We start from the raw sequence: 21412 nt of genomic DNA on the forward strand, positions 1-21412 counted from the left end.
AGATCAAACGCAGGGTGTCCCAGCGTTTCGATACGTCCGGAAACGGTACTCATGCCTCGAAAGCGGCGGCGTTATCGTTGCGCACGCTCCAGTGGGAATGCATTTCGTGACGCTCTGCGTCACCCGCTGCATGCCAACGCGCAATGGCACGATAGTCAGTCCGTTCGATAGATGACCTTACGGGTCAATCTGACAGTAATACTTGTCATCACGACTGTTATATAGTCGCATCCTCTCTACCGTTGCCGATGAGTGCCCCCATGTTAAACAAAGGATTGTTTCTGGCTTGCGCGCTTGCGCTGCTGAGCGCCTGTGATTCTTCTTCCACGGATAAACCCGCGCCCGCTACGGCCCCCACGACCCAGGCAACGGTCACCGACACAAAGCCCAAACCCGCAGTCGACCTCGCCGCGCTGAGCAAGCGCTACGCAGGCCGCGAACTGACGGTCATCGATGTATCGGAAATCCAGGTCGACGGCGCAAGCACCCTGTCGGTGAGCCTCTCGGTACCGCTCGACCCCGAGCAGAAATTCGACGAAAAACTTCACTTGGTGGACAGCAAGAGCGGCAAGGTCGACGGTGCCTGGGAGCTATCTGACAACCTCATGGAATTGCGCCTGCGCCACCTGGAGCCGCAGCGCAAACTGGTCCTGACCGTCGATGCCGGTTTGCTGGCCGTCAACAAGGCCAAACTCGCCGCCGAATACATAAGCCGTCTGGAAACCCGCGACCTGCAGCCCTCTGTCGGTTTCGCCAGCCGTGGCAGCCTGTTGCCGACCCGTCTGGCCGAGGGCCTGCCGGTGATCGCGCTGAACGTCGACAAGGTGGATGTCGAGTTCTTCCGCATCAAACCCGACTCGATGCCGAACTTCCTCGCCCAATGGGACGGTGCGTCGAGCCTGTCCAGCTACAGTTCCGAAGAGCTGCTGCCCATGGCCGACCTGGTCTACAGCGGCCGCTTCGACCTCAAGCCCGCGCGCAACACCCGTGAAACCCTGCTGCTGCCGATTGCCGGTATCAAGCCCCTGCAACAGCCAGGTGTGTATCTGGCGGTGATGCGCGCCTCGGGCACCTACAGTTACTCGCAGCCGGCCACCCTGTTGACGCTCAGTGACATCGGCCTGTCGGTGCACCGCTACAGCAATCGTCTGGACGTCTTCACTCAAGCGCTCGAGGGTGGCAAGGCGCTGGGTGATATCAGCGTCGATGTGTATGACGACAACGGCAAGGTCGTCGCCCAGGGCAAGACCGACAGCGACGGTCACGCGCAACTGCCGTTGCCGGCCAAGGCTGCCGTGGTACTGGCGCACAAGGACGAACAGACCAGCATGCTGCGCCTCAACAGCTCGGCGCTGGACCTGGCCGAGTTCGATATCTCCGGCCCGCAGGCTCACCCGCTGCAATTCTTCATCTTCGGCCCGCGCGACCTGTATCGCCCCGGCGAAACCGTGCTGCTCAACGGCTTGCTGCGCGACAGCGACGGCAACACCGTCAAGCCGCAGCCCGTCACCGTCGAAGTGCGCCGTCCCGATGATCAGGTCAGCCGCAAATTCGTCTGGGAGGCTGACAGCAACGATTTCTACCAGTATCAATTGCCGCTTGCCGACGAAGCCCCCACCGGACGCTGGCAACTGGTGTTCGACCTGGGCGACGGCAAACCGCAACTCTACGAGTTCAAGGTCGAGGACTTCCTGCCCGAGCGTCTGGCGCTGGAGCTCAAGGGCAGCGACACGCCGGTGGCGCCTGCTGACAACCCGCAATTCGATATCACGGGCCGCTACCTGTATGGCGCGCCCGCTTCGGGCAATACGCTGACCGGTCAGGTCTATGTCCGCCCGCTGCGCGAGGCGGTGCCGAAGCTGCCGGGTTATCAGTTCGGTTCGATCACCGAAGAAGACCTCAAGCATGATCTGGAGCTTGAACCCGTCACCCTCGATGCCGAAGGCCATTCGACGCTCGCTGTGCAGAGCGAGTGGGCGCAGGCCAAATCGCCGCTGCAACTGATTCTGCAAGCCAGCCTGCAAGAGTCTGGCGGGCGGCCGATCACCCGTCGTCTGGTGCAGCCGATCTGGCCTGCCGAACACCTGCCCGGCGTGCGTGCACTGTTTGGCAGCAGCACGGGTGGTGACGACTACGACGACGAAGCCAAGGGCGAGGCGCAGACCAACGGCGACGGCCCGGCCGATTTTGAAATCGTCATGGCCGACGCGGCTGGCAACAAGCTGGCCGCTGACAACGTGAAAGTCCGGCTGATCCGCGAGCGTCGCGATTACTACTGGAACTACTCGGCCGACGACGGCTGGAGTTACCACTTCAACGAGAAATTCCTCAACCTCAACGAAGAGACCGTCAGCATCTCCAAGGACGCCACCGCCAGGGTCAGCTTCCCGGTCGAATGGGGTCCTTACCGTGTCGAGGTGGAAGATCCGTCCACCGGAATGGTCAGCAGCCTGCGCTTCTGGGCCGGTTATCGCTGGCAGGACAACACTGACGGCGGCGCGGTCAGACCGGATCAGGTGAAGCTGGCGCTGGACAAGCCGGCCTACAACGATGGCGACACCGCGAAAATCACTGTCACCCCGCCGGCTGCGGGCAAGGGTTATCTGCTGGTCGAGTCCAGTGAAGGGCCGCTGTGGTGGCAGGAAATCGATGTGCCTGCCGAAGGCAAATCGTATGACATCCCGCTGGACAAAAAATGGGCGCGCCACGACCTGTACGTCACCGCTCTGGTGATACGTCCCGGCGAGCGCAAGGCCAATGTCACACCCAAGCGCGCCGTGGGTGTTCTGCACCTGCCGCTGGACCGGGCGCAGCGCAAGCTGGCGCTGACGGTCACCGCGCCGGAGAAAATGCGCCCCAGACAACCGCTGACCCTCAAGGTCGCCGCCAAAAATGCTGACGGCAGCGTCCCCAAACAAGTCCACGTGCTGGTGTCGGCGGTGGACGTCGGCATCCTCAATATCACGAGTTACGCAACGCCCGATCCGTTTGCCAGCCTGTTTGGCCGCAAGCAGTACGGAGCAGACCAACTGGACATCTACGGTCAACTGATCGAAGCCGGCCAGGGGCGACTGGCAAGCATGGCGTTCGGTGGCGATGCACTGGCGAAGGGCGGCAAACGTCCGGACACCAGCGTCACCATCGTGGCGTTGCAAAGCGCGCCGGTGACGCTCAATGACGCCGGTGAAGGTGAAGTCAGCGTCGATATACCGGACTTCAACGGCGAGCTGCGAATCATGGCTCAAGCCTGGACCGACGACCGCTATGGCATGGCCGAGGCGAAAACCGTGGTTGCTGCGCCGATCATCGCCGAACTGTCGACGCCGCGCTTCCTTGCCGGTGGCGACCAGACCAGCGTGGCGCTGGACGTTTCCAACCTGTCGGGCAAGGCACAGAAGCTGGACGTGAAAATCAGCGCTGAGGGCCAGTTGAGCCTTCCGGGCGGCGACCAGAGCAAGCCCCTGCAGCTCAAGGAGGGCCAGCGCGTCACCCTGAAGGTTCCGGTGCTGGCGCAAGGCGGCCTGGGTCAGGGCAAAATCAAGGTACTGGTCGAAGGTCTGGAACTGCCGGGCGAAAACCTGCCGGCCTTTACTCGCGAATGGACCGTCGGTGTGCGCCCTGCCTACCCGGCGATGCTCAAGCATTATCGCGCCACGCTCAATGATCAGCCCTGGAGCCTGCCGGAGGGCGCGCTGGAAGCGTTCGAACCGGCCGGTCGTGAGGCGCTGCTGTCATTGTCGAACCGTCCGCCCTTGAACCTCGGCGAACAGATTCGCGCATTGAAAGCCTACCCCTACGGCTGCCTGGAACAGACCGCCAGCGGCCTGTACCCGTCGCTGTATGCGGATGCCGCAACCCTCAAACGCCTGGGTCTGACCGGCGAAACGGATGCCGAACGCAAGCGCAAGGTCGAGATCGGCATCGAGCGGCTGCTGGGCATGCAACGTTACAACGGCAGTTTTGGCCTGTGGGGCTCGGACAGCGACGAGGAATACTGGCTGACGGCGTATGTCACCGACTTCCTGCTGCGCGCCCGCGATCAGGGTTTTGCCGTACCGCCGGATGCGCTGAAGAAAGCCAGTGAACGCCTGCTGCGTTATCTACAGGATGCCGGCCAGATTCAGGTCAATTACAGCCAGAACGCCGAACATACGCGCTTCGCAGTGCAGGCCTATGCCGGGCTGGTGCTGTCGCGCAGTCAGCAGGCACCGCTCGCGGCCTTGCGCAGCCTGTTCGACCGCCGCAGTGATGCGCGCTCCGGCCTGCCGTTGGTGCAATTGGCAGTCGCGCTGGAGAAGATGGGCGACAAACCCCGCGCCGACCAGGTCCTGATGGCGGGTCTGGCCGCCAGCCGCAAGAATGAATGGCTGGCCGACTACGGCAGCTCGCTGCGTGATCAGGCGTTGATACTGGCGTTGCTGGAAGAAAACGACCTCGCCAAAGACAAGCGTGATGAGCGCCTGTTCGCCCTGGCCGATGAGGTGGCCGCCAATCGTTACCTGTCCACGCAGGAAAGCAATTCACTGTTCATGGCTGGCCGTAACCTGCTGGGCAAACCGGAAAAGGACTGGACCGCCAGCATCGCCAGCGGCACTCAAACCCGCGAACTGAGCAACCGGCAGCCGGGCCTCAAGCTGGACGGTTCGCTGCTGGCCTCGCCGCTTTCGGTGCACAACCAGAGCAGCGAAGCGCTTTACCAGCAACTGACCGTCTCCGGTTATCCAACCCAGGCGCCTGCTGCGGGTGGCGAAAACCTGAGCATTCGCCGTGAGTACCTGAACCTGAGCGGCGCACCGCTGAACATCGGCGCCTTGAAAACCGGGCAATTGGTGCTGGTGCACCTGGAGATCGGTGCCAAACAGCGCGTGCCGGATGCGCTGGTGGTGGACCTGCTGCCTGCGGGCCTGGAGCTGGAAAACCAGAACCTGGCGCAGAGCGCGGCGAGCCTGGAAGACGCCAGCGAAGACGTGAAAACCATCCGCGAGTCGATGGAAAACGCCGGGATCAAACATCAGGAATATCGTGGCGACCGCTACGTGGCAGCCCTGGACATCGAGGGCAGCAGCACCGTGCACCTGCTCTACCTGGCGCGAGCCGTCACCCCGGGCACCTACCGCGTACCGCCGCCGCAGGTCGAATGCATGTACCGCCCGAACTGGCAAGCCCTGGGCGAAGCGCCAGCGCAGATGGTGGTGAAGGGAAAATGATCGATTACTGACTGGAATGCGTGACAGTTAGGGCAAGCTCGCTCGCAAACGTACCGACACACCACAGCTCCAGTAGGAGCGACCGGGGCGGCGATCCGCATTGTTCGCGAAAGGGCCGGTACATCCGCTGAAGATGTATCGCCCGTACCAGAGCCTTCGCGAACAAGCGAAGCGTCGCCCGGTTCGCTCCTACAAAAGTAAAAAGTGTCTCAGATGTGCGCCACAGAAACGATCGAGGCACCATACACAACTGCCCCGACACACCGCAGATCCAGTGGGAGCGAGCTTGCTCGCGAAGGCGTCGCCCCGTTCACCCACCATGGCGGCGGCTTAGCCTTTCAACGCATCAATGAATGATCCAGCTCAGCAACCAGAGGCCCAGCGCCAGCCAGATGATGCCAAGGATGATCGAAGCGCGCATGAAGGCGCGGACCGCCGAGTACAGCAGCATCAGGCCGATGACCAGTGCGATGATGCTGATCAGCGAGGTGTCCATGCCCAGCGTGCGGGACAAGCCATCGACAAAATTTCCCCCAGCATGGGTAAACCCGTTGAACAACCACGCCAGACCGTCGACAAAGAAGCGAATGATCGCGCCGATGGCCTGCCCGAGCCATTCAAAAAAGCCTTCTACCTGCATATGTACGTCCTGATTGGGGTCGTGAAGAAAATGGTCTGTCCGCTTTGGCTGTCGCAATGCGTGTCAGGTTCCGTGGATCATAAAGGCTCTTTGCGTTGAAACCTGAATTTCTTCTGCGCCTGCCACGAACATTCAAGTGGCTGGCGGGCGCGATCATGCTGCTGATCGCCCTCCTCTGGCTGGCTGACCGACTCTGGCCGCTGCCACTGCCCAGGGACGATCTGGCTCGCGTCGTCCTGGCCGAGGACGGCACACCGTTGTGGCGCTTTGCCGACGCCAACGGCGTGTGGCGCTACCCGATCAGCAACGAGCAGGTCTCGCCCTACTACCTCGAAGCCCTGCTGACCTACGAGGACCGCTGGTTCTACAGCCACCCCGGGGTGAACCCGCTGGCGTTGTTACGCGCCACCTGGCAAAACCTCAGCGGTGCCCGTGTAGTCTCGGGCGGCAGCACACTGTCGATGCAAGTGGCGCGGTTGCTCGATCCGCATTCACGTACGCTGTCCGGCAAGTTTCGTCAGCTGTGGCGCACGCTGCAGTTGGAGTGGCACCTGTCCAAGGATCAGATCCTCAGTCTGTACCTCAATCGCGCCCCGTTCGGCGGCACACTGCAAGGCGTCGCAGCCGCCAGTTGGGCCTATCTGGGCAAGTCGCCGCAAAACCTGACCCGCGCCGAGGCGGCATTGCTGGCGGTGCTGCCACAGGCGCCAAGCCGCCTGCGTCCCGACCGTCACCCGCAGCGCGCGCAACAGGCCCGCGACAAGGTGCTGAGGCGCCTGGCAGAGTTTCAGGTGTGGCCGCAAGCAAGCGTGAACGAAGCACTGGAAGAGCCTTTATGGCTGGCGCCGCGACAGGAGCCTAGCCTGGCGCCGCTGCTGGCCCGACGCCTGAATCGACCCAACAGCCCGCCACTGATCCGCACCACGCTGGACGCCTCACTGCAACGGCGCATGGAAGACCTGCTGATGGGCTGGCGCGCACGCCTCCCGGAGCGAACGTCGGCAGCGATTCTGGTGGTCGAGGCGGAAAACATGGCCGTGCGCGCGTACGTCGGCTCGGTGGACATCAACGACGCCAAGCGTTTCGGCCATGTGGACATGGTCACTGCCCTGCGTTCGCCGGGCTCGACGCTCAAGCCGTTCCTGTACGGCATGGCCATGGACGCCGGGCTGATCCACTCCGAATCCCTGATGCAGGATGTACCGCGGCGCTATGGCGACTATCGACCAGGCAACTTTTCGAGCGGTTTCGGCGGGCCGGTGGCGGCCAGCTCGGCGCTGTCGATGTCCCTCAACCTGCCTGCCGTGCAGTTGCTGGAGGTCTACGGGCCGAAGCGCTTCGCCGCCGAACTGCGCAATGGCGGCGTCCCCCTGACCCTGCCGCCGCTGGCCGAGCCGAGTCTGGCGCTGATTCTTGGCGGCGCAGGCAGTCGGTTAGAGGACTTGGTGACAGGCTACAGCGCCTTCGCGCGCGGCGGGCGCAGTGCCGATGTTCGACTGCAACCGCAGGACCGACTGCGTGAACGGCGGATGATGTCACCGGGCGCTGCGTGGATCATTCGACGCATTCTCAGTGGTCAGTCGCGCCCAGACATCGACCCGCGCGCCGAGCTGGTACAGCGCCCGCAACTGGCCTGGAAAACCGGCACCAGCTATGGCTTCCGCGATGCCTGGGCGATTGGCGTCGGGCCGCGTTTCCTGGTTGGTGTCTGGATCGGCCGGCCGGATGGCACACCGGTGCCAGGGCAGTTCGGGCTGGCTTCGGCGGCGCCGCTGATGCTTCAGGTGCACGATGTGCTGGTCAATCGCGACAGTCAGCGCGGGATCGCCGCACCGGTGCAACCCGTGCCGCTGAACGTCGGTGTGGCAGCCATCTGCTGGCCGCTGGGTCAACCGATGAGCAAAAGCGACCCCAATTGCCGGCGCCAACGCTTCGCCTGGACGCTGGACGGCACCACGCCGCCCACCCTGCAAGCGGCCGACCAACCGCTCGGGTTGGGTTTGCAGGAGCGTGTCTGGGTCAATGCCAAAGGGCTGCGCGTTGCGGCCAATTGCCCGGACGCCCAAGCGCAGGACATCGCGCTGTGGCCTGCGCCTCTGGAGCCCTGGCTACCCAGAGCAGAGCGGCGTGATGCACGCCTGCCACCCGCTGACCCGGATTGCCCGCCACAGAACCTCAACCTGGCGCCCCCGCTGAGCATTGTCGGTGTGCGTGAAGGCGACAACCTGCGCCTGCCTGCCGCCAGTCGTCAGGCTTTACGCCTCACGCTCTCGGCACTCGGCGGCAGTGGTCATCGCTGGTGGTTTATCGATGGCAAACCTCTGGCAGACACCGACACCCGGCAAGACTTCACCCCCACCCTGAGCAAACCGGGGCGTTATCAGTTAAGCGTGCTGGACGAGAGCGGCCAGACGGCGCGGGTTGAATTCAGCGTGGTGGAGTGAACGCAGACGGGTGTGACGCAGAGCGTCACGAAAGGCATTCGCACGCTGGAGCGTGAGGAACGACAGGCCGCTGACTTCGTGCCCATACCCCAGCGTGAACATGCTGCAGGGCGCGAGCCTGTCGTCACTGAACCTGAAAAACCTTCGGCTCGGGAAACAGGTTGTTGAGGGTTTCCAGCAAACGGACGTGATAGATCGGTTTGCGGAACAGGTCGAGCACGTGCAAACGCAGCAGGTCGCTGACGTCATCCATGTCGGCGTGGCCGGAGGTGACGATAACGGGCAAATGCTGACGTGAGGTGTGATCGCGCAGGTGACGAATCAACTGGATGCCGCTTTCCTCCGGCATCCGCAGGTCAGTGATCACCAGCGCGATATCCGGATGGAGGGTCAACTGGTGCAAGGCCATCTTGACGGAAGACGCCGTGAAACAGCAGAACCCCTCGCCTTCGAGCAGTTCTGCCAATTCCTCGTTTGCGTCCTCTTCGTCATCAACCAGAAGCAGTTGTTGGCGGATGGGGTGGACAGCCATGTGGTTCTCTCAACAGGGTGAACTCAAGTCACAATAGTAAACTAACTCGCCACCGTGCCACCCAAGGCGAGGATAATTTTGTTGAATTGAGCTTTCACAGCGTCGCCCATTGGCGTCACCATAGCAAACAGAACCAGCGCCACCATGGCTACAATCACTGCGTACTCGATCGCCGATGCCCCCTCCTTGTCCTTCAAAAAAGACTGAATACTAGTATAGACACTGACGTACAACTGGGTAAGGAACATCTCATTTCTCCTTGCGCCTTCAGTGGCGCCAATAAACCTTCGTGCGCATGTATCTCCTCGCAATATCAGCATTGCCTTCAATCAAAAAACCCACAATCTCAACAAAGCATTAACCGGAAAGTTATAGGTTTGCCCAATCCGTTGCGCAGACTGCCGACACGGCTATGCCATTCATCCGAAAGCATTTTTATACCAAAGCCGAATGGCGCTTTGATTGCCATGAGCTACCTTCACATAACGGACATTTGCCATCGTCCTCTATTACCTGCTGGTGAAATTGCCGCACCGCGTGTGTTGAAGTTGTCCTGCGATGACAAAGGGAAAAGTTGCCATGAGCAGTCGCATTACCCTGGTGCTTGCTGTCCTGTTTCTGTTGGGGGCGTTGATTGCCGCGTATCTGGGGATCGCCGTCAGCAAACCAGCCGAGGCACCTGCAGTTGTCATTCCGCCCAGCGAACCTGTCACCACCGAAACAGCGATCCAGACACCTCCGACTCCTCACGTCGAGGAAGCTCTGCGTCACAACGTAGTGGTATTGGCCAGGGATATCCCTGCCTACACCGCAATCACGGCCGATGACCTGACCATCGAGCGCCTCAAGGTCGCCCCACCTGGCAGCTTTGAAGCTATCGACAAGATCGTCGGGCGCAGCAGCTGGCGCACGCTGACCGCCGGAAGCTGGCTTACGGAGAGCAACTTCGAAGCAGGCGGCACCCTGGCGCGAATGATTCGGCCACACGAGCGGGCCCTGGCGTTACAGGTCGATGAAGTGACGGGCGCCTCCGGGCAACTCAGCCCCGGCGACTACGTGGATGTACTGCTTTACCTACCTGAAGACGTGAGCAATCCGAATCGGTCGAGCCAGGTCGTGGTGCCTGCCCTGCGGATTCTCGGCGTTGGCGCGCTGCTCGGTCCGGACCGCAACGGCAAGCCGGTGCAGGACCTCAACGCTGACGAACGCCTCAAACAGGAGCAGCAGCGGATCAACGCGCGAACCGTCACGGTCGCGGTGCCGCAAGCCCTGGTGGCGCGCCTGATGCTTGCGTCGCAAACCGGTGTGCTGCGTCTGGCCGTGCGCAGCGCCGACGAGGGCAACCTGCAGGATTACTGGGCCAACGAAGCCGGCGGCCCAGAGGCTGCCGAGCGACTCGATTCAGCCAACCGCCAACTGGTCAGCTTCAGACAACTGAGCCTGGGGCCGGCCAGCGCGCCAACAGCAGGCGCAACCCCGCGTACGTCTCGCGCTGTCGAGGTCATACGCGGTAACCAGATCACGCAACAAACTCCCTGATTGAGCAAGGATTGCATTTGATGAGCTGTTGTTCCGTGCCAGTTATAAAACCCCGTTTGCTGGCGTTAGTCATCGCAGCACTGTGCGCACCAGGCGCGTGGGCCGCTTCGGGCAGTTGTGCCGGCCTAGCCGCGATGCCGGCGGCCGTGGAAATCGACCAAGGCATTCAACAGGAGGTCCGCTCTGCGGTGCCCATCACCCGCATCGCCGTGGGTGATCCGAAAATCGCCGATGTGCATGTCAACGGCACCGACGGTTTTCTGTTGACTGGCGTCGCGCAGGGGACGACCAGCCTGATGGTCTGGACGGCCTGCGCAAGTACGCCGCGCCAGAGCATGGTCTTCGTGCGTGGCCGGGCGACGACCGCCATGGTCGAGAGTGTCACCGCGCCGTCTGCCGATGCGCAGTTACCCAGCCAGGTGCAGACTGACATCCGCTTTATCGAAGTCAGCCGCACCAAGCTCAAGGAGGCCAGCACCTCGATCTTCGGCAAAGGCTCGAGCAACTTTCTGTTCGGCGCGCCCGGCACGGTGCCGGGCGTCAACGTCACACCTGGCGCTGTGGGCGGCATAACGCCGAGCATTCCGCTGAACAACAGCAATTTCAATATCGTCTGGGGCGGTGGCAGCAGCAAGGTGCTGGGCATGATCAATGCCATGGAAAACAGCGGCTACGCCTACACCCTGGCACGCCCCAGCCTGGTCGCCCTCAACGGGCAAAGCGCGAGCTTCCTGGCCGGCGGCGAATTCCCGGTGCCGGTGCCCAACGGCGAAGGCAACGGTATCTCCATCGAGTACAAGGAGTTCGGCGTGCGCCTGACCCTGACCCCGACTGTCGTGGGCCGGGACCGGATTCTGCTGAAGGTCGCGCCGGAAGTCAGCGAGCTGGATTTCTCGGCCGGTATCACCATCGCCGGGACCACAGTGCCAGCGCTGAACATCCGCCGTACCGACACCAGCATTGCGCTTGCCGACGGCGAGAGCTTCGTGGTCAGCGGCCTGATCAGTTCCAGCAACAGTGGTTCGGTGGACAAGTTTCCCGGCCTCGGCGACATCCCGATTCTCGGTGCCTTTTTTCGCAGCTCACAGATCCAGCGCGACGAGCGCGAACTGCTGATGATCGTCACTCCGCATCTGGTCCAGCCACTGGCCGCCAACGCCCGGCTGCCTTCGCTGCCGGGTGAGGGGCTGCGCACCTATGACCCGAGCTTCCCGCGTCTGTATTTTCTGGAAAACGGCGATTTCGACCGCCGCGACGGGTTATCCAAATGAGCCAGAGCCTGAGCCAGACCTTCCTGGCAATCACCCGTAACAATACCGATCTGGAGTGGCTGCAAAGTGCCTTAGGTTCGTTGGGCCAGGTGGTCAGTGCCGGTACGGGCAGCCTCGACGACCTGCTGGCGCTGGTGGACGTGACGTTCGCCAGCGTGGTGTTCGTCGGCCTGGACCGTGAGCATTTGATGACCCAGAGCGCCCTGATCGAAAGTGCGCTGGAAGCCAAACCGATGCTGGCCATCGTTGCGCTCGGCGATGGCATGGATAACCAGCTGGTGCTCAATGCCATGCGCGCCGGAGCCAGGGATTTCGTTGCCTATGGCTCTCGCTCCAGTGAGGTCGCCGGCCTGGTCAGACGTCTGAGTAAGCGCCTGCCCGCCGTGACGCCCAACCCGAACATGAGCGGCCTGTCGGTGCTGTATGGCGTACAAAGCGATGACGACGGGGCCTTGATCGCGACGCACCTGGCGATGGTCGTGCACAAGAGCGGGCAGCGCACGCTGCTGCTGGACCTCGGCCTGCCACGCGGCGACAGCCTGTTGATGCTCGGTCTTGAATCGACCTTCAGCTTCGGTGACGCCCTGCGCCACTTGCGCAGGCTCGATGCAACGCTGATCGACAGCGCCTTCACCACCAGCGAAAGCGGCCTGCGCATTCTGGCCTACAGCGAAGCCGACGATCATCTGGAACAGTCCAGCGCCGCCGAGCTTTATATGCTGCTCAGCGCGCTGCGCCAGCATTTTCAGCATGTGGTCGTGAATCTGGTGGGGCAGCCCGACAGCGAAGCCTTGCGCTCGCTGGTCAGCCATTGCGATCAGTTGCTGTGGTACACCGACCAGAGCGTACTGGGCTGTCGACGCAACCTGACGGTGCTCAACAACTGGCGCGAAAAAGGCATGAAAATGCAGCACGCCGGCCTGCTGGTCGATCGTTATCAGCGCTCGGTCGCGCCCAACTCCGAAACCGTGAGCAAAACCTTCGGCCTGCCGGTGCTGGCGGTATTGCCGCTTGCGCCGGAGTTGCGCCTCAACGCCAAGAATCAAGGCGTGACGCTGTTCGAACTGGCGTCACGCGACGCTCTGTGCTCCGGGCTGCGGCGGCTTGGCGAGCATCTGGCACGGCATGCCGAGGCACGCGAGAAACCCGATCAGGGCTGGCTCGCTCGACTGTGGGGGAACCGGTAATGGCGGAGAAACTGTTTGGCGTCTCATCGCGCACGCAAGGCAAGCCTGATGACGGGCAAGGCCTGAAACTGGTGCTGCACCGCTACATCATCGACGGCATGGAAGAAAGCGGCAAAAGTCTGCTCGAAGGCTCACGACCGGCCCTGGCGCAATTCGTCATCGACAAGGTGGCCGAATACGTCGCACGGCTACGGCTGGCCATCTCGCGTTACGAAATGGAGCGCCTGGCTGAAGAACTGGTCGACGAACTGACCGGCTTCGGCCCGCTGGAGGTGCTGCTGCGCGACACCTCAGTGACGGAAATTCTGGTCAACGGGCCAGGCAAGGTGTTTGTCGAGCGCGATGGCGTGCTGCACCACACCGACCTGCGCTTTATCGATTCGCACCACGTCGAGCGTGTGATGCAACGCATCCTGGCACCACTCGGGCGGCGACTGGACGAGTCTTCACCGATGGTCGACGCACGCCTGCCCGATGGCAGCCGGGTCAACGCCATCATTCCGCCCATTGCGCTGGACGGCCCTTGCCTGTCGATCCGGAAATTCCGCAAGGACATGCTCAAGAGCGCCGACCTGGTGGCCATGCAGACCATCGATCAGTCGATTTTCGAGTTCTTCCAGGAGGCCGTCGGCAAGCGCTGCAACATTCTGGTCAGCGGCGGCACCGGCACGGGCAAGACCACCATGCTCAACGTGCTGAGCCAGTTGATCGACAGCAATCAGCGTCTGGTGACCATCGAGGACGTTGCCGAGCTGCAGCTCAGTCACCCGCATGTGGTGCGCCTGGAAACCCGCCCGCCCAACGCCGAAGGGCACGGCGAGGTGCGCGCCAGCGACCTGATCCGCAACTCGCTGCGGATGCGCCCGGACCGCATCATCCTCGGCGAGATCCGCGGCGTCGAAGTGCTGGACGTATTGACGGCGATGAACACCGGCCACGACGGCTCGATGAGTACCGTGCACGCCAACAATGCACAGGATGCCCTGCTGCGCCTGGAAACGCTGGTGGGCCTGACCGGGCGGCTGATCCCGGAAAAGACCCTGCGCCAGATGGTCTGCGCGGCGCTGGATGTGATTATCCAGCTGACGCGCCTGCCTGACGGGCGCCGCTGTGTCAGTGAAGTGGTGGAAGTGGTCGGCATCCGCGATGACATCTATGTCACCAATACCCTGTTTCGCGTTGATCGCCGCACCGGGGTCGGCTTCATGCGCGAAGCAGCCCACGCCGCTGGCGACAAGCTGCGGCCCGGCTACTGACATGCTCAAGGAGTCGGCATGAGTGCGTCTCTGGTACTGGGCCTGATCTCCTTGCTGCTGTTTATTGCGTCCATTCGCATGTTCTACCTGGCGCTCAATCAGGGAGCCAGTGAACGGGTCCGGCAGCGGCTGATGGCCGGGCAAGTGCAGCCCGTGGCCGAAAAGACCGGCTGGAGCTACCTGGATCGGGCCTTTTTGCGCGCCGGGCTGGGACAGCCGACCAAGCGCATGGGCCTGGCCTTGTCGCTGTATGCGCTGCTGATACTGATCGGCTACGCAACGGCCGGCGTCGTCGGTGCGCTCAGCGTGCTGCTGGCGGTGCCTCTGACACTGCGTGTGTTCGTTTCATGGCGCTATGAGGTGCGCGTGCGCCGCATGATCCAGCAACTGCCGCAATTGCTCGACCATACCGTGCGCAGCCTCAAGTCCGGCAGAACCCTGGCCGACGCGGTGCTGCACGGCATCGACGCCACCGACCAGCCGCTCAAGGACGGCATGAGCCGGATCGAGCGTAACGTACAACTGGGGGTCAGCCTGCCGGATGCGGCAAGGGACTTTGCCGAACTGTATGAGCGCGATGAGTTTCACCTGTTCGCCATCGGCTTGCGGGTCAATCACCGCTACGGCGGCAATGCCAGCGAGCTGATGGAAAACCTGATCAAGCTGATTCGTGATCGGGAACAGGCCGGTCGCCAATTGCGCGCAATGACCGGCGAAACCCGAATGACTGCCGTGGTGCTGGCCCTGCTGCCGATCAGCATGGCCGGTTACTTTCTGGCGGTGAACCCCAACTATCTGCTGCATATGTGGGACGACGAAAGCGGCAAGATCATGCTGAGCGCGGCCTTCGCCCTGCAGGCCACGGGGTGCGTGGTGTTGTGGCGCATGTTGAGGAGCATTTGAGATGGAACTGTTATTCGCCGCCATGATGCTTGCCGCTGCCGCATTTGTGCTGTTGTCAGGCATAGCCCGTCAACGTAGTAATGAACGTCTGGTGGCCAGACGCTTAAGGGGCCAGGTGATCCGTGAGAGCCGCATCGGCAGCCTGTTGCGGTTGCTCGGTGACACCCGCATAGGTCAACGCAGCATCAGCCTGGATTCGGAAACCCAGATACTGCTCAACCGCATCGGCTGGCGGCGCGCCAGCAAACGCTCGTTATTCGCGGCCTGCCAGGTCGGCGTCCCGGTCGGCCTGATGGTCATTGTCATCCTCGGCCAACTGCTGTTTTTCAAAGGCATCCAGCAACCGCTGATCGCGCCGATCTTTGCCCTGGGCGCCGGCTATCTGCTGCCCAAGCGGATTCTGGCGACCGTGGCTCGGCGCCGTCAAAAACAAGTGGTGGTGGAAATCTCCACCTTCATCCCGTTGCTGCGCATCCTGTTCGAGTCCGGCATGGCGGTCGAGCAGGCGCTTCGGGTGCTCAGCAACGAAGGCAAAGACCTGCTGCCGGTGCTGTCCGAGGAAATCCGCGTGGTGTTGATGCGTGTCGATTCGGGTCTGGAACTGGGCGAAGAACTGAGAAAAACCGCCGCCCTGCTGGACGTCGACGAGTTGAGCGACACCTGTGTGATCCTCAATCAACTGATTCATCAGGGCGGCGGCGCATTGAAGTCTCTGCTCACGCTCAAGCAACTGATCGATGACCGACGCCTGACCCGCCTGCAAGAATACATTTCCAAACTCTCGGCAAAGATGTCGGTGGTCATGATGGTGTTTCTGTTCCCCGCCCTGCTGATTGTGCTGGCCGGGCCAGGATTTATGGCAATCAGCCGCGCACTGGGCAGTTGACCCGGTGTTACCCGTGCACGAAAGGACGCATTGCAATGAAACCAGTGATCGTACTATTCGGGCTGCTGTTGCTGGGCGGCTGCGCCAGTGATGGTCGCCCCCTCTGGACGCAGACCACGGCTCAGCCGGGCCAGTGCCCCAAGCTGACCTCGGATCAGGAGTTCTCCCTGAATCTGGCTCAGAACATGGCCGATGAAGGCCGCCTGCATGCCAGCCTTGCCAACCTGGAAAGCCTGCCCGACAGCCTGGGCGAGGTTCGCCTGCGCAAGGCCCGGGTGTTGCGGCTTTTGGGCAGCAACGAGGCCGAGCCTCTGTACCGCAGCCTGCTGGGCACCTGCCGGGCAGCCGAGGGTGAGCATGGCCTCGGGCAACTGGCCGCAGCGCGCGGCGACAACGCGCTGGCACAGCAACACCTGCTGATGGCCAGCAAGCTGCAACCGACCGATGAAAAGATCCGCAATGATCTGGGCGTCGTCTACCTCAACCAGCTGAAACTGGAACAGGCACGCTTTCAGTTCCTGACGGCCATGGAGCTCAAACAATCGGACTCGCTGGCGGCGGTGAACCTGGCCACGCTGCTGATCTATCAGAACAACTGGACGCAAGCCGCCGAACTGGCGTCGCGGGCCGGGCTGACGCCTGAACAGGTGACCGATGCCCAGGCGCGTGCCGAGCAATTGCGAAAGCCCCCTGCCGCTCCTCGAGCATCTGCACGGCCCATTGCGAGCCTGACAGGGCAAAATGATCGTCAGTCCCAGGAGGTACAACCATGAAACGCATCATACTCACCGGGTGTGTACTGCTGTTGAGCGCAGGTGATGCCTGGGCGGACAACAACGAAACTGCGACCTCTGAAACCCGGCAGACCGAGACCTGGCTGCAGCTTCAGGCCAGCGGCAAGGCTGCTTCGCCGACGCCGCAGGTCAATACCGCGGCAGAGCGCGACCTCAGCCTGCAACGCTGGCTGGACACGTATAAGTACAAGATCCCGGATTTTTACGATCAGGAGGCTGGTGGCAGCTTTTCCTCGGGCAAGAAATAATTCCGGCACGGTCGTGGGCCTGCTGACACCCACTCTTACAACCTGCCCTCGGCACGCCGCCGGGCACTCCGTTATCATGCGCGGACTTTCGATATTCGAGACTGCCATGCGCCGTTTGTTATGCCTGCTGTTATTGATTCTGGCCCTACCCGCCTCCGCAGCCGGTTTGCTGGATAGCCGACCTTCATCCACCCTGGGCGGTGGCTCGCTGGATAACAGCAAGGACTTCCTGCCTGTGCGTCAGGCCTTTCAGTTGAGCCTGATCGAAACAACGCCGGAGTCGATCAAGCTGAGGCTGGTCGCCACCGATGGCTACTACCTGTATCGCCACCGCTTCCAGTTCCGCACCGAGCCTGCCGACATCGGCCTTGGCGAAGCGCAACTGCCCAAGGGCGAGCAGAAACACGACGAGTACTTTGGCGATGTCGAGGTCTACCACGGCATTCTCGATATCGACCTGCCACGCAAACCCGGCGAACAACGCCCCTTCACCCTCGCCGTCACCTACCAGGGCTGCGCCGACAAGGGCTTGTGCTACCCACCTGAAACCGAACGTTTGAGCATCGGTGATGTGGCCGCCAGCCCGGCCAATCAGGCCTCTGCCACCCCACCCGCCGCCACGGCAGGCTGGAGCTGGAAAGAACTGGCACTGTTTTTTCTCGCCGGCGTAGGCCTGACCTTCACACCGTGTGTACTGCCGATGCTACCGATCCTGTCCGGCGTGGTACTGCGCGGTCAGGTTGGCGGGTTACGCGGGCTGAGCCTGTCTCTGGCTTACGTACTGCCAATGGCGGCGTGCTTTGCCCTGCTGGGCGCGCTGATGGGGATGTTCGGTGCAGGCCTTAACCTGCAGGCACGATTGCAATCGGCCTGGGTGCTGGTGCCGTTCTCGGCATTCTTTGTGATCTTCGCCATAGCCATGTTCGGCGCTTTCGAACTGCGCCTGCCGCAATCGATCAGCTCTCGCCTGGACCGTATCGCCGGCAAGACCCAGGGCGGTTCATTGTGGGGTGCAGCGGTGCTGGGCGTGGTCTCCAGCCTGTTGGTATCACCTTGCGTATCGGCGCCTCTGGCCGGTGCGCTGTTGTATATCAGCGCCAGCGGCGATGCGCTCGGCGGTGCTCTGAAACTGTTTGCGCTGGGGCTGGGCATGGGCGCGCCGCTGTTGCTGATCGCCACCGGCGGTGCCACCTGGCTGCCGAAAAGCGGCCCTTGGCTGGTAACGGTGAAAAACGCCATCGGCGTGCTGCTACTGGGGCTGGCAATCGGCCTGCTGAGCCGTGTGCTGCCAGGGCAGGTCACGCTGTTGCTGGTGGGCCTATTGTCGGCCGGTGTCGCCCTGTTTCTCGGCGCGCTGGAATTCAACGTCAAAACCACACGGCAGAAACTCGCCCAGTTGCTGGGGCTGGCGTTGCTGGTCTATGCGCTGGCGTGCTGGTACGGCGCGCTGTCCGGGCAGACCGACCCCATGCGCCCGCTGGGCCGCGAGTACGCCACGGCGAATAGCGGGGCGGCAGCTTCGGCCGCATCACAGTGGCAAACGATCACCACCTCTGCCGAACTGGACCGTGTGATGCAGGAAGCCCAAAGCGAGGGCAAACCGCTGGTGCTCGACTGGTATGCCGACTGGTGCATCAGTTGCAAGGTCATCGAACACGAAGTCCTGCCTGACCCGGGCGTGATCGCCCGTTTGTCGGGTTACAAACAGGTGCGTTTCGACATGACCGACAGCAACGCAGAGCAGCGCTCCCTGCTCGACCGGTACAAGCTGTTTGGCCCGCCAGCGCTGCTTTTTTTCGATAAAAACGGCGAAGAACGGCAAACTGTCCGGGTCCTCGGCGAAATCGACGCAGCAGGCCTGATAGAGCGCCTGAACAGCGCCAATGACCAAAACTGACACCTTAGTCACAAACTTTGCGCGAATATCGCTCATTGTGCTTGCTACTGTTGTTAACTGGACAGTCTATTGCCCTTCCGGCATAGTCGCCGGGCGTAAACCGCTCGCAGACAATAAAAGGAACACGCAATGGCGACCATCCTGGTCCTTCACGGACCCAACCTGAACCTGCTGGGCACTCGGGAACCCGGGGTCTACGGCACCGTCACTCTGCCTCAGATCAATCAGGACCTGGAGCAGCGCGCTCGCGATGCCGGCCACCATCTGATGTATCTGCAAAGCAACGCCGAGTACGAACTGATCGACCGCATTCACGCCGCCCGCGGTGAGGGTGTGGATTTTATTTTGATCAATCCGGCCGCTTTTACGCACACCAGCGTTGCAATACGTGACGCGCTGATGGGAGTGAGCATCCCATTCATCGAAGTGCATTTATCAAACGTGCACAAACGCGAACCTTTCCGCCATCACTCCTACTTTTCAGATGTCGCTGTAGGAGTGATCTGTGGCCTGGGTGCCAGTGGATACCGACTGGCCCTGGAAGCCGCCCTGGAACAACTGGCCGCCAGTGCCAAGTCATGACGAGTCCAGCCTGAAGCTGACCGTATGGCTTGAGCCGGCCGACACATTGCCCTTACAGAACCTTGGGAGTTGATTAATGGATATTCGCAAAGTCAAGAAACTGATCGAATTGCTGGAAGAGTCCGGCATCGACGAGCTGGAAATTCGTGAAGGCGAAGAATCCGTACGGATCAGCCGCCACAGCAAGACCCCTGCGCAGCCTTACTACGCGCCCGCTCCGGTTGCAGCGCCGGTAGCCGCACCCGCACCTGCCGCCGCTCCGGCTGCGCCAGAAGTACCGTCGGCTCCGAAACTGAACGGCTTTGTGGTCAAGTCGCCAATGGTCGGTACGTTCTACCGTACCCCGGCACCTACTTCGCCTGCATTCGTCGAAGTCGGCCAGACCGTCAAGAAAGGCGACACCATTTGCATCGTCGAAGCGATGAAAATGATGAACCACATCGAGGCAGACGCCAGCGGTGTGATCGAATCCATCCTGGTAGAAAACGGTCATCCGGTTGAGTTTGACCAGCCTCTGTTCACAATCGTTTGACCCGGGGAGAGCCTGCGATGTTGGAAAAAGTTCTGATCGCCAACCGCGGCGAAATTGCCTTGCGCATCTTGCGTGCCTGTAAAGAACTGGGCATCAAGACCGTCGCTGTACACTCCACCGCAGATCGCGAGCTGATGCACCTGGGCCTGGCAGACGAAACCGTCTGCATCGGTCCGGCACCGGCCAATCTGTCCTACCTGAACATTCCGGCGATCATTTCGGCTGCCGAAGTGACCGGCGCCACGGCGATCCACCCGGGTTACGGGTTTCTCGCCGAGAACGCCGACTTCGCCGAACAGGTTGAAAAATCTGGCTTCGCTTTCATCGGTCCAAAAGCAGACACCATTCGCCTGATGGGCGACAAGGTTTCTGCCAAGGACGCCATGAAGCTGGCCAATGTACCGACCGTTCCCGGTTCCGATGGCCCGCTGCCGGAAGACAAAGACACCGCTCTGCGCATTGGCCGTGAAGTCGGTTACCCGGTGATCATCAAGGCCGCCGGTGGCGGTGGTGGTCGCGGCATGCGTGTGGTTCATCGCGAAGAAGACCTGATCGAAGCCGCGTCGCAGACCCGCGCCGAAGCAGCCGCCTGGTTCAGCAACCCGATGGTCTACCTGGAAAAGTACCTGACCAACCCACGTCACGTGGAAGTCCAGGTGATTTCCGACGGCCAGGGTCAGGCTATCCACCTGGGCGATCGCGACTGCTCGCTGCAGCGCCGTCACCAGAAGGTTCTGGAAGAAGCGCCGGCACCGTTCATCGATGAAAAGGCGCGCGAGGATGTTCTGGCTGCCTGCGTCAAGGCGTGTATCGATATCGGCTATCGCGGTGCGGGTACGTTCGAGTTCCTGTACGAAAACGGTCGTTTCTACTTCATCGAAATGAACACCCGTGTTCAGGTGGAGCACCCGGTTTCGGAAATGGTCACAGGCATCGACATCGTCAAGGAGATGCTCAGCATCGCCGCCGGCAACAAACTGTCGTACACCCAGGATGACGTGGTCATCAAGGGTCATGCGCTGGAATGCCGGATCAACGCCGAAGACCCGAAGACCTTCGTACCAAGCCCTGGTCTGGTCAAGCATTTCCATGCACCGGGCGGCAACGGCGTACGGGTCGATTCGCACCTGTACAGCGGCTACAAGGTACCGTCCAACTATGACTCGCTGATCGGTAAAGTGATCACTTGGGGCGCGACCCGCGAAGAGGCCATGGCACGCATGCGCAACGCCCTGGACGAAATCGTGGTCGACGGGATCAAGACCAACATCCCGCTGCACCGCGACCTGACCCGCGATGAAGGCTTCTGCGAAGGCGGAGTCAACATCCACTACCTGGAGCACAAACTGGCCAATCAATAAGCCAGTCTGCTTCACAACGACAAAGCCGCAGTGATGCGGCTTTGTTGTTTGCAGCGCATAGCAGTAAACTTGCCCGCTTCCTGCGGCCGCACTGGCCTTACTAGCCGCACTTATTTCCAAATCGAAGGTAATC

At 61.7% G+C, this 21412-nt stretch carries 17 protein-coding genes; 14 read left to right on the forward strand and 3 right to left on the reverse strand.

Annotated features, from left to right (window positions below; genetic code table 11):
* The first annotated feature begins 260 nt into the window (after nt 1-260).
* A complete protein-coding gene (locus V476_RS07170; protein WP_024959369.1) occupies nt 261-5207 on the forward strand; it encodes an alpha-2-macroglobulin family protein in 4947 nt (1648 codons plus the stop codon).
* Nucleotides 5208-5553: 346 nt separating this feature from the next.
* On the opposite strand, the gene V476_RS07175 is transcribed toward V476_RS07170, so the two are convergent.
* On the reverse strand, nt 5554-5847 hold the full coding sequence (locus tag V476_RS07175; protein ID WP_003307908.1) for a hypothetical protein: 294 nt from the start codon (nt 5845-5847) through the stop codon (nt 5554-5556).
* Nucleotides 5848-5942: 95 nt separating this feature from the next.
* Between V476_RS07175 and pbpC the strand changes: the two genes are divergently transcribed.
* On the forward strand, nt 5943-8291 hold the full coding sequence (pbpC, locus tag V476_RS07180) for a peptidoglycan glycosyltransferase PbpC (protein WP_024959370.1): 2349 nt from the start codon (nt 5943-5945) through the stop codon (nt 8289-8291).
* A 124-nt stretch (nt 8292-8415) separates the two neighbouring features.
* Here the strand turns inward: pbpC and V476_RS07185 are convergent, their stop codons facing one another.
* Together V476_RS07185 and V476_RS07190 are read right to left on the reverse strand one after the other, a co-directional pair.
* Complete coding sequence (locus V476_RS07185; RefSeq protein WP_003340978.1) at nt 8416-8823, reverse strand: response regulator; 408 nt, start codon at nt 8821-8823, stop codon at nt 8416-8418.
* A gap of 41 nt (nt 8824-8864) precedes the next feature.
* Nucleotides 8865-9071 carry a Flp family type IVb pilin gene (locus V476_RS07190; RefSeq protein ID WP_024662956.1) on the reverse strand — a complete coding sequence of 69 codons (207 nt, stop codon included), beginning with the start codon at nt 9069-9071 and terminating at the stop codon, nt 8865-8867.
* A gap of 331 nt (nt 9072-9402) precedes the next feature.
* Between V476_RS07190 and cpaB the strand changes: the two genes are divergently transcribed.
* From cpaB to accC, 12 genes are all read left to right on the forward strand, one after another.
* Entirely contained in the window at nt 9403-10362 is a 960-nt protein-coding gene (cpaB, locus tag V476_RS07195) for a Flp pilus assembly protein CpaB (protein WP_024662957.1), read from the forward strand.
* 20 nt (nt 10363-10382) lie between these two features.
* Complete coding sequence (locus V476_RS07200; protein ID WP_024959371.1) at nt 10383-11633, forward strand: type II and III secretion system protein family protein; 1251 nt, start codon at nt 10383-10385, stop codon at nt 11631-11633.
* Complete coding sequence (locus V476_RS07205) at nt 11630-12820, forward strand: CpaE/TadZ family protein (protein WP_003421096.1); 1191 nt, start codon at nt 11630-11632, stop codon at nt 12818-12820. The genes V476_RS07200 and V476_RS07205 overlap by 4 nt, the downstream gene beginning before the upstream one ends.
* Nucleotides 12820-14076, forward strand: coding sequence for a TadA family conjugal transfer-associated ATPase (locus V476_RS07210; RefSeq protein ID WP_003313926.1), 1257 nt, complete (start codon nt 12820-12822; stop codon nt 14074-14076). The genes V476_RS07205 and V476_RS07210 overlap by 1 nt, the downstream gene beginning before the upstream one ends.
* 18 nt (nt 14077-14094) lie before the next feature.
* Nucleotides 14095-14979: a type II secretion system F family protein gene (locus V476_RS07215; RefSeq protein ID WP_004416002.1), complete on the forward strand. Its 885-nt coding sequence runs from the start codon at nt 14095-14097 to the stop codon at nt 14977-14979.
* Nucleotide 14980: 1 nt separating this feature from the next.
* A complete protein-coding gene (locus V476_RS07220; protein ID WP_003391913.1) occupies nt 14981-15865 on the forward strand; it encodes a type II secretion system F family protein in 885 nt (294 codons plus the stop codon).
* 35 nt (nt 15866-15900) lie between these two features.
* On the forward strand, nt 15901-16638 hold the full coding sequence (locus V476_RS07225) for a tetratricopeptide repeat protein (protein ID WP_024959372.1): 738 nt from the start codon (nt 15901-15903) through the stop codon (nt 16636-16638).
* Nucleotides 16635-16907: a DUF3613 domain-containing protein gene (locus tag V476_RS07230; protein WP_004415996.1), complete on the forward strand. Its 273-nt coding sequence runs from the start codon at nt 16635-16637 to the stop codon at nt 16905-16907. Before V476_RS07225 ends, V476_RS07230 begins: the two co-directional genes overlap by 4 nt.
* Nucleotides 16908-17013: 106 nt before the next feature.
* A complete protein-coding gene (locus V476_RS07235) occupies nt 17014-18804 on the forward strand; it encodes a protein-disulfide reductase DsbD (protein WP_024959373.1) in 1791 nt (596 codons plus the stop codon).
* A gap of 129 nt (nt 18805-18933) precedes the next feature.
* Nucleotides 18934-19386, forward strand: coding sequence for a type II 3-dehydroquinate dehydratase (gene aroQ, locus V476_RS07240; RefSeq protein WP_024959374.1), 453 nt, complete (start codon nt 18934-18936; stop codon nt 19384-19386).
* Between the two features lie 76 nt (nt 19387-19462).
* Nucleotides 19463-19918 (forward strand): acetyl-CoA carboxylase biotin carboxyl carrier protein, encoded by a 456-nt coding sequence (gene accB / locus V476_RS07245; RefSeq protein WP_024959375.1) that lies wholly within the window; start codon nt 19463-19465, stop codon nt 19916-19918.
* Nucleotides 19919-19935: 17 nt separating this feature from the next.
* Nucleotides 19936-21279, forward strand: coding sequence for an acetyl-CoA carboxylase biotin carboxylase subunit (accC, locus tag V476_RS07250; protein ID WP_024959376.1), 1344 nt, complete (start codon nt 19936-19938; stop codon nt 21277-21279).
* Nucleotides 21280-21412 lie beyond the last annotated feature (133 nt).

The organism is Pseudomonas syringae KCTC 12500 (assembly GCF_000507185.2).
Taxonomy (GTDB): domain Bacteria; phylum Pseudomonadota; class Gammaproteobacteria; order Pseudomonadales; family Pseudomonadaceae; genus Aquipseudomonas; species Aquipseudomonas syringae.

Bases quoted from the DNA above. Each gene is read 5' to 3' on its own strand.
- V476_RS07170 (WP_024959369.1), top strand. From the start codon at position 261: ATGTTAAACAAAGGATTGTTTCTGGCTTGCGCGCTTGCGCTGCTGAGC.
- V476_RS07175 (WP_003307908.1), bottom strand. From the start codon at position 5,847: ATGCAGGTAGAAGGCTTTTTTGAATGGCTCGGGCAGGCCATCGGCGCG.
- V476_RS07185 (WP_003340978.1), bottom strand. From the start codon at position 8,823: ATGGCTGTCCACCCCATCCGCCAACAACTGCTTCTGGTTGATGACGAA.
- V476_RS07190 (WP_024662956.1), bottom strand. From the start codon at position 9,071: ATGTTCCTTACCCAGTTGTACGTCAGTGTCTATACTAGTATTCAGTCT.
- cpaB (WP_024662957.1), top strand. From the start codon at position 9,403: ATGAGCAGTCGCATTACCCTGGTGCTTGCTGTCCTGTTTCTGTTGGGG.
- V476_RS07200 (WP_024959371.1), top strand. From the start codon at position 10,383: ATGAGCTGTTGTTCCGTGCCAGTTATAAAACCCCGTTTGCTGGCGTTA.
- V476_RS07205 (WP_003421096.1), top strand. From the start codon at position 11,630: ATGAGCCAGAGCCTGAGCCAGACCTTCCTGGCAATCACCCGTAACAAT.
- V476_RS07210 (WP_003313926.1), top strand. From the start codon at position 12,820: ATGGCGGAGAAACTGTTTGGCGTCTCATCGCGCACGCAAGGCAAGCCT.
- V476_RS07215 (WP_004416002.1), top strand. From the start codon at position 14,095: ATGAGTGCGTCTCTGGTACTGGGCCTGATCTCCTTGCTGCTGTTTATT.
- V476_RS07220 (WP_003391913.1), top strand. From the start codon at position 14,981: ATGGAACTGTTATTCGCCGCCATGATGCTTGCCGCTGCCGCATTTGTG.
- V476_RS07225 (WP_024959372.1), top strand. From the start codon at position 15,901: ATGAAACCAGTGATCGTACTATTCGGGCTGCTGTTGCTGGGCGGCTGC.
- V476_RS07230 (WP_004415996.1), top strand. From the start codon at position 16,635: ATGAAACGCATCATACTCACCGGGTGTGTACTGCTGTTGAGCGCAGGT.
- V476_RS07235 (WP_024959373.1), top strand. From the start codon at position 17,014: ATGCGCCGTTTGTTATGCCTGCTGTTATTGATTCTGGCCCTACCCGCC.
- aroQ (WP_024959374.1), top strand. From the start codon at position 18,934: ATGGCGACCATCCTGGTCCTTCACGGACCCAACCTGAACCTGCTGGGC.
- accB (WP_024959375.1), top strand. From the start codon at position 19,463: ATGGATATTCGCAAAGTCAAGAAACTGATCGAATTGCTGGAAGAGTCC.
- accC (WP_024959376.1), top strand. From the start codon at position 19,936: ATGTTGGAAAAAGTTCTGATCGCCAACCGCGGCGAAATTGCCTTGCGC.